The organism is Nocardiopsis nanhaiensis, assembly GCF_054778635.1.
The window spans coordinates 38,753-47,937 of the sequence record NZ_BAAGZJ010000058.1 but is presented as its reverse complement, the minus strand read 5'-3'; the positions used below and the strand labels follow the sequence as shown (position 1 = coordinate 47,937).

At 68.0% G+C, this 9,185-nt stretch carries 3 protein-coding genes; all 3 read left to right on the top strand.

Features of this window, described 5'->3' with window-relative positions; translation table 11 throughout:
* The first annotated feature begins 148 nt into the window (after positions 1-148).
* The 3 genes from pglX (at position 149) to pglZ (ending at position 9,184) form a co-directional block, all read left to right on the top strand.
* A complete protein-coding gene (pglX, locus tag ACYVD1_RS23930) occupies positions 149-1,906 on the top strand; it encodes a BREX-2 system adenine-specific DNA-methyltransferase PglX (protein ID WP_460776731.1) in 1,758 nt (585 codons plus the stop codon).
* A gap of 406 nt (positions 1,907-2,312) precedes the next feature.
* Positions 2,313-6,167 (top strand): phage resistance protein, encoded by a 3,855-nt coding sequence (locus ACYVD1_RS23925; RefSeq protein WP_460776730.1) that lies wholly within the window; start codon positions 2,313-2,315, stop codon positions 6,165-6,167.
* Positions 6,164-9,184 (top strand): BREX-2 system phosphatase PglZ, encoded by a 3,021-nt coding sequence (pglZ, locus tag ACYVD1_RS23920; protein ID WP_460776729.1) that lies wholly within the window; start codon positions 6,164-6,166, stop codon positions 9,182-9,184. The genes ACYVD1_RS23925 and pglZ overlap by 4 nt, the downstream gene beginning before the upstream one ends.
* The last annotated feature ends 1 nt before the right edge of the window (position 9,185 follow it).

Genomic DNA, 9,185 nt, shown 5'->3' with positions numbered 1-9,185 from the left:
GGACGGCTCGAACACCTGCGCGGCTCCGCACTCGGGTTCCGCAACCTGACCAACTACATCGCCCGAAGCCTGCTCGAGACCGGCGGCTTCGGACCCCAACTCCTACACCCCCGATTGGGATGAGCCGGTTTGGCCTTATCATGAAAACTTGTCACTTCGAGAGATTGAGGGTGATTTGTTTCGTTGGTTCTGGTCAAACAGAAAAAGCCTGAGGCGCAGGAAGCGATTCAGCGTGCCAGTCGAGGATATCCCCGGGTTTTCCTGGGTGGAATATCGAGAGCTTTATCGAAAGAAGCTTGCTTCTGAATTTACGCTTGTATTTTGCACTATTTCTACTCATAATAAATTTTGCTTTGATTTTGGCGGAAAGGTATTCAATCGCCACGCTCCAGTGATCAAGTTGCCAAAGGATGCAACGGAGGAGCAGCACTTGGAGCTGTTGGGGGTGCTGAACTCCTCGACGGCGTGCTTCTGGCTCAAGCAGGTTAGTCATGGCAAAGGGAATGGAGGTGTGAACGAAGGGTATCGAGGTGATGGATGGGAGGAATTCTATGAGTTCACCGGCACCAAGCTCAAGAACTTCCCACTCCCCAAGAAGCTGCCGCTGGCGCGTTCCCAGGAACTCGAATCCCTCGCCCAGAAACTCTCCACCCTCGAACCCACTTCCATCGCTGAGGCGGACACCCCCACCGCTAACCGTCTCAAGGAAGCCCACACCGACTACACCGCCACCCGTCAGCGGATGATCGCTCTCCAGGAAGAGCTCGACTGGGACGTCTACCACCGCTACGGACTCATCACCGACGCCCAACTCGCCGAGCTAACCCTCCCCAACACCACTGACGTCCCCGCCATCAACCTGGGGGAGCGGGCCTTCGAGATCGTGCTTGCGCGCAAGGTGGAAACCGGAGCAGCCTCCACCGAGTGGTTCAACCGGCACGGTTCCACCCCCATCACCGACATCCCCTCCCACTGGCCCGAGGCCTACCGCACCATTGTCGCCAAGCGCATCGAACTCATCGAGTCCGACAAGAACATCGGTCTGATCGAGCGCCCCGACCACAAGCGCCGGTGGCAGTCCGAGCCCTGGGAGAAGAAGCAGAAGGCCGCCCTCAAGTCCTGGTTGCTGGACAAGTGCGAGGACCGGCGCCTGTGGTTCACCACCGACGACTACGGGGACGAGCGCGCACGCCCGCTCTCCGTCCGAGCACTGGCCAACCGGGTGCGCGACCTCCTCCCCGAGGCCGCCGAGGTCGCAGCGCTCTACGACTCCGCCCAGGACTTCTCCCGGGTCATCGCGGAGATCACCTCAACCGAGCACGTGCCCTACCTCGCCGCGCTGCGCTACAAGGACTCCGGCCTGCGCAAACGCGCGGACTGGGAGCACGTGTGGGCCGAGCAGCGAAAAGAAGACGCTCACAACGCCGACCTGAAGGAAGGCGAGAAGGAGGAGCGTCGCAATATCCCGGTCCCGCCCAAGTACAAGTCCGCGGACTTCCTCAAGACCACCTACTGGGCCAACCGGGGCAAGCTCGACGTGCCCAAGGAGCGGTTCGTCTCCTACCTCGGGGCCGAGGGAGAAGCCGACCCGACCCTTCTCCTGGGCTGGGCGGGCTGGGACCACGCTCAGCAGGCCGACGCGCTGGCCACCCTGGCGCACGAGCGGCTCGAACAGGACGGTTGGGGCGGGCAGCCGGAGCGGATGACGCCGCTGCTGGCCGGGATCGTCGAGCTGTTGCCCTGGGTCAAGCAGTGGCACACCGAGGCCGACGAGTACGGCGACACCCCCGCCGACCACGTCGAGGAAGACCTCACCGCCCTGCGCAACTCGACCGGTGTCACCGACTCACAGATGCGGGATTGGCGGCCCGCTCCCACCACCCGGAAGCGGCGCAAGAAGGCCTGAACTTCTTCGGCTACCTCAACTACCTCGGGCCGGAGACCGTGACACCACTGCTCGGTCTCCGGCCTGAGGCCGCGCACCCTCACAACCCGGCTGTGCGGTGAACACGAATCACGTTCACCACATCAGGTGGTCAGCCCCCCGCCGCTGTGACAACCGAGCCCCACCCCCGCCCGTCACACAAAGGTCCAGCCCTCACTCCCCACCCTCACCACCCGCAGTCACAGGCCCCACAAGCCCACCGCTCAGGGCTTTTATGTCACCGTTGAGGCTTAGGCTGGAACCCCCGGTATAACAACGGGAACCGTGTGCCCACCACCGGGCGCTCGCTCCGGCGCCCCGCCGCGTTCGAGTGGCTGTGTACACGGCTGCGAAACCCGAGTAGACGGCAGAAAGGCGCGCCCTGGCGATGACGACCCCTTCCCCTGGTTCGAGCGGCATCGGCCGAGTCATCAGCGACCTGATCGACATCCCCCTCGCCGTCCAGGACGGCGACCTGGTCGTCAAGCTCACCGAGAGCACATCCCAGCGCCAGGCCCAGGCGATCGCCGAGTACGTGGTCACCCCCCAGCTGGCCGACTGTTTCGACCAGGCTCTGGAGACCATTCGGTCCTCGGTCACCGACAACACCTCGCACGCCGCGTACCTGCACGGTTCCTTCGGTGCTGGTAAGAGCCACTTCCTCGCGGTGCTCTCCGCGATCCTGGACCACCACGCCGACGCCCGCAGCAAGACCGGCCTGGGCGACGTCCTCGCCAAGCACGACAGCTGGCTCCCCAGCAAGAAGTTCATCGAGGTCAAGGCCCACCTCACCAACCCGGAAGTGTCCATCGAGGCCAACATCCTCGGTGGGTACGTGCGTCAGGTGCGTGAGGAGTACCCGAACGCCCGCACTCCGGCGGTCTACCGTGCCGACGGTCTCCTGGAGGACGCTGGAGAACTGCGCGCCAACCTGGGGGACGAGGCCTTCGCCGCCCAGCTGCCCGCTCGCAAGTCCAGTGATGGTGATAGCGACTACAGCGAAGAGGGGGTCTGGGGAAAACTCGCCGGTCCCTCCACATGGAGCACGGACGCCCTCGACAAGGCCTTCGCCGTACACCCCGAAACAGAGTCGCCCACCGAGAGGGCACTGCGGGATGAACTGGTCAGTGCCCTGATTGACGGGCCGTTCAAGCGCTACGCCAACACAGTCGGGGACGCCAGTGACGCCTACCTGGGCATCGACGAGGGCCTGTCCGCTATCAGTCGGCACGCCAAGGAAGAGCTCGGCTGTGACGCCGTGCTCCTCATGCTGGACGAGTTGATCCTGCGCTTCACCGCTCTCATCGGTGACGAGGCCCGGATCAACACCGAAATCCAGAAGATCACCAAGCTGGTCGAGTCCTCTCGCAGCCACCGGCCCGCGCCCATCGTGAGCATCGTCCCCCGACAGCGGGACCTGCGGGACCTGATCGGTCTCGGCGGTGGAACGGAAGGGGTGACGCGCACCCTTGACCACTGGGAGGGCCGCTTCAAGGACATCCTCCTGGCGGACGCCAACCTCACCGAGGTGGTGCGCCATCGACTCATCAAGCCCCGGGACACCGAGGCCAAGGCCGAGATCGCCGCGGCCTTCGACCGGATGCGCAACACCCGGCCCGAAGTTCGCGACACTCTGCTGGACAGTGAAGGGGGTGAGGACACCAGCACCTGGGAGGACTTCCAGAACCTCTACCCGTTCAGCCCCGCCCTGCTGCATGTCATGGTTGACCTGTCGAGCGCGCTGGAGCGCCAGCGGAGCGCCCTCAAGCTCCTCCTCCAACTGCTGGTCAACCACCGTTCCAGCCTGCCGGTCGGCCAGATCGTCCCGCTGGGAGCCGTCTTCGACGTGCTCATCCAGGGAGAGACACGGCCGTTCAAGGGTCGGCTCAGGGACGAATACGCCAAGATCAGCAGCTTCTACCGCAAGGTTCGCGAGTGGCTGCTGATCAGGCACGAGAAGTCCGAGGCCGACGTGGCTGGGCTCGACGTGCGTGCCCCGTTCCGGCGTGATGACCTGCTGGTGAAGACCCTGCTGCTGAGCGCGCTCACCCCCAACGTGCCCGCGCTCAAGGACCTCACCGTCGGTCGCGCCATGGCGCTCAACCAGGGCATCGTCAAGGCCCGCCGTCCCGGGCAGGACGTCAAGGCGGCCACCACGTTCTTCCAAGACCTGCAAGCCGAGTTCGGCGAGGTGCGGGTCGGTGCGCAGAGTGACAACCCCACCCTCACCCTCAACCTGCTGCGGGTGAGTACCAAGTTCCTCGAGGACAGCGTCCTCACCGCTGCCAACGACCACGACCTGCGCCTACTGTTCAAACGCCTGCTGTGGGAGCAGTTCGGCCTGGAGCCGGGTGCCGAACGCACCACCGTGGTCTGGCGCGGCACCCAGCGCACCGTGGAGCTCGCCTTCGGTAACGTGCGCTCCTCCGAGGACCTCGGACGTGAAGAGTTCCGGCCGCTCGCCGGCAACGCGGTCAGGCTGGTCATCGACTACCCCTTCGACGCGAAGGACCACAGCCCGGCCGAGGACCGCAACCGTGTCCAGGTGTTGCGGGAGGAGTTCGGTGAGGCGGTTGCCGGGGTGGTCTGGCTGCCCACCTTCCTGTCCCCCGGAAAACTGGAGGTCGCCCGCCGTATCCTCCTGATGAACCACCTTCTCGAACCGAACGTGATCGAGGAGAAGGCGCCCGACTGGAGCAGCGACGACCGCCGTGAGGCCCGTGCACAGCTCGACAACCAGCGCCACCAGATGACCATGCAGATCAAGAACCTGCTGCGCGGCGCCTACGGGATCGTCGAGGTCGACAAGAACAGCACCGACTACGGCGCCCCCGCCGACCCGCACATCGAACCGCTGCCGCAGGGGCTCAACATCCCCCTGGAAGCGGGCAGCCAGTTCCCCGCCGCCCTGGACCGGATCACCACCAAGCTCCTGGACCACCTCTACCCCGAGCACCCCGACCTCTCCAGCCCCACCAAGAAGGCTCCGCTGCGGCGCGCCGACCTGAGCACCGTGCTCAAGGCGGTGGAGGAGGCCAAGGCCGACAAGCTCAACCGGTACGCGAACGTGCCCAAGAGCGACCTGCCGGTGCTCAAGCGGATCGCCGAGCCGCTGCGGATCGCCACCGTGGGCGAGGTCTTCGTGCTGCGCGACGACTGGCAGCGCGAGATCGACCGGTTCGCCAAAGTGAACATGCCGACCAGCACCGACATCCGCGTCGGTGACCTCCGGGAGTGGATCCGGGCCCGTGAGGACGGCCAGGGGCTGCCCCAGGAGATCGTCGACCTGCTCGTGCTGGTCTACGCAGTGCAGAGCGACCGGGCCTGGATCCGCGCCGGCAAGCGCTACACCGGCGCGGAGATCGGCCAGCTCGCCGACGAGATCGTGCTCCGCCAGCAGGAACTGCCCTCCGAAGAGGACTTCGACCGGGCCAACGAGCGCGCCCAGCGCGTCTTCGGGCTCTCCGCGCAGCCGCTGCTCAACAGCCGCTCCGTGCAGCGACTGGCCGAACAGCTCAAAGAGCAGGCCCACCGGCATCAGGCGGGCAGCGAACACCTGGTCCGTGAACTCACCAAGCACCTGCACATCCTCGGCCTGGACGAGGAAGCCCCGCGGCTGCGCACCGCCCGTACCGCCGACGAACTCCTCGGCCGACTCGGCGGGCTGACCGACGACACCGAGCTGGTCAACGCGCTCGGCCGGGCCGACCTGCCCGAGGAGGGCGGGGTCTACCGCACCAGCATCGCCGGGGCGGGCAACCTCGCCCAGGCCCTGGCCGCCGCGCGGTGGGACCTGCTGGACTCCCTGGAGACCATCATCCAGTCGGGTGGGGAACACGCGGCCCAGGCCGAGCAGATCCTGACCCGGCTCAGGGAAGCCGCACGGCACAACGAGAGCAGCCAGAAGCTGGCCACGGCACTCAGCGCCGCCAACAGCGCCGTCAGTGCCCTGAACAACACGATCGTCCGGCAGGCCGCGGCGGCCTCGGGCGCCGCGCAGAACCCTGCCGCCCCCGCCGCTCCCGTGCAGCCCGCACCTCCGACGGCCGGCGCCGCTCCGCAGCACACCGGTGTGACCGCCGAGCACGAACCGACCCTGCCCACCTCCGCGGACACCCCAGCGGAGTCCTGGGTGACGGTCACCCCCGGCGCAGACCTCGACTCCGTCGTGGCCGAACTGCGGTCCAAGATGGACATCCCCGAAGGCAAGAAGATCCAGATCACCATCCGGGAGGCCGAGTGAGCGGCACGGCCCACACGGCCCAACACAAGGCCACCGCACGGCCCGCGTCGCCCGCCCAGGGGCGGGTGAACGCCGAGACCGTGACGAGCGCACTCCAACGCGCCCTGGACGCCGAAGCCCGCCGGGTGGACAAGGGGCACCCGAAGTCCGGTGCCACCGCCCTCGCCCTGTCCGCCGACCCGCGCTGGGACGGCCCGGACACCCTCACCCTGCACCTTGACTCGGCCGAGGGCCCCAGCCAGACGCGTTCCGTGCGGGTGATCGGCGCCGACAGCGTCCTCACCCTCGTACACGCCCTCAGCGGCCACAACGACGACGTCGACCACGTGGTCGTGCTCACCCCGCTCGACCCGGCCGATCTCGGCGAAGCACTGCTGGGCCGCCTCCTCGGTGAGGAAGTGCTCCGGATCGACAACTGGGAGCTGCTGCGGACCGAACTCAAGGTCACCCGGATCGACCCGCGGCTGTACTCGGGCAGTCTGCGCTGGCTGGCCGACACCCTGCGCGGCATCCGCGCCGTCAAACAACTGAAGCTGAGCACGGGCGTGCTCAAACTCGAACAGGCGCTGTCCATCGCCGTGTCCGTGCGCTTCGGCCGCGAACCCGACGAGAAGATCGACGGCGCGGCACTCCTGGAATGGACGCGCGACCCGGCCTCCGTGGCCGCCTTCACCCACCTGCACGAGGACGAACGCGAAGCTCTGCGGAGCGAGGTGGAGCAGACCCTCGGCGCCGTACCCCGGGTGCTGTTCAAGCTCCTGGACCGCGGGCTCGCCCTGGACGCCATCCCCATCGGGCTGACCCTGGCCGAACTGGACGAGGCCGCCAAGGAGGACCGCCCGGACGGGGACCCCGAGGCCGCCCGCGCCGCCCAGCACGCCCTCATCCGCGCCCAGGAACGCTACTTCGGGGCCAACCAGCCCGGCGCCAAAGACCTCAGGGACTTCGGCAGCGCCTGCACCGCGGCCCTGCTGCGGCTGCTCGACGGTACCGAGGACAACCACGCCGACGAGACCGTCCGCCGCACCGAGGAACTCCTCTTCCAGCTCGACGCCGCCCCTGTCGCCCAGGCCAGCCGCCTGCTCGACGCCGGACTGCACACCCGCCTGGCCGACCTGGGACGGCAGATCAGCCTCGCCCTGGGGGAGGGCCACGTCTCCAACGCGCCCCTGCCCAGTGCCCCACAGCCCCAGGACCTGCGCGAGGTGGAAGCGGCCCTCGCCCTCCTGAGCGACCACCGCCGCCACAGCGCCAGGGACAAACAGGACCAGGCGCGGGCCGCCACCAACGCGGTGCGGCTGCTGCGCCGCCTGGCACTCGGCTCCGCGGACCGGCCACTGGGGGAATCCACCCCCACCACCGCGCACGGGTGGATCCAGGCCCACGTCCAGGAAACCGGGTGGGTGGACCGCGCAGCCTCCGCGATCTGGCACCACCGCAGCGATGTGCCTGCCTTCGACCAGGCGCTCGGCGCCCTCTACGAGCGGGCCCGCGGCTGGCGCGCCCTGGTCGACGCCGAGTTCGCGACCGCCGTCAACCGGTGGAACAGCGGGCACGCACCCACCGACACCCAACTGCGCTCCGAGAACCTCCTCAGCCAGGTCGCCCGGCCACTGGCGGAGGACCAGACGCCCCTCATCATCGTCCTGGACGGGATGAGCACGGAGGTCGCGGTCCAGCTCGCCGAGGACATCCGGGCTGGCGGCCGCCTCGCCGAGATCGGCCGCTCCCGCGCCGGCGACCACGTCGCTGTGCGCGAGGGCGCCCTGGCCACCGTGCCCTCCACCACCAACTACTCCCGGGCCTCCCTGCTCACCGGCAAGCTCGACTACGGCAAACAGGACCGGGAACGCTCCGGGTTCGTCGCGCTGTGGAACACCCCGGCCTTCGGCAAGCGCGAAGCCGTGCTCTACCACCAGCGCGACCTCGAGACCGGGGCCGGGTTCCACCTGCCCACCGAAGTCCAGGAGCACATCGACGACACCGAGACGGTCGTGGGCGTCGTGCTCAACACCATCGACGACGCCCTCGCCCGCGGCCGGGAGGGGGACGAGTCCACCTGGTCGACCAAGCAGATCGGCAAGCTCAACTCGCTGATCGAGGCCGCGGCCCGGGCCGGACGACCCGTCGTGCTCACCTCCGACCACGGCCACGTGTGGGACCGTGGCTACGCCGTCAAGACCCAGTCGGGGGAGTCCGCCCGCTACCGCACCGGCCAGCCCGGCGACGGTGAGATCGCCGCGACCGGCAGGCGCGTCCTGCACGGTGACGGCACCCTCGTGGTCCCCTACCGGGAGGACATCCGCTACACCGACCGCAAGGACGGCTACCACGGCGGGTTCTCCGCCGCCGAGATGGTCATCCCCGTGCTGGTGTTCGTACCTGCGTTGGACACCCCGCGCCCCGGCCGCGGCGAGAGCGTCCCGGATCCCACCCCGCCCGGTTGGCAGCGGCTGAGCCCGGTCCAGGTGGAACCGGTCTGGTGGTCCCAGCCCTTGGAGAACACCCCGGCACCCGCCTTCGACAACCGGGTCGGTGGCGCCAGCGGTAAGGCGATCCAGGCGGGTTCCCTCGGGGGATACGTGTCCTTGGGTGAAGCCCCTGGAACCGAGAACGGGGGCGGCCGTGCACGGAAGAAGAAGCCCCAGTCCAAGAAGTCCCAGCACGAGCAGACCCCCGCCCTGTTCGGTGACGAGACCCTGGGAACCCAGGTGATCGACACCCCCGCGTTCAAGGCCAGCCTGGGCCGGGTCGGCCGGGCCCCGGCCGCAGGGGAGATCGCCGCGCTCATCGACGCCCTCGTGGCCGTGGGAGGCACCCAACCGCGCCTGCCGGTCGCCGCGGCCTCCCGCGCCGCCAAGGGACCCGAAAGCCACCCGCGGGCCGTGCGGTTCCTCAAGATGGTCGGCAAGGTCCTCAACGTGGAGGCCTACCCGGTCCTGACCCTCACCGACGGTGACCGTAGCGTCGAACTCAACACCGCCCTGCTCCAGCAGCAGTTTCTTGGAGGGAACTGAC

Coding starts and splice junctions, on each gene's coding strand:
- ACYVD1_RS23925 (WP_460776730.1), top strand. CDS start 2,313: ATGACGACCCCTTCCCCTGGTTCGAGCGGCATCGGCCGAGTCATCAGC.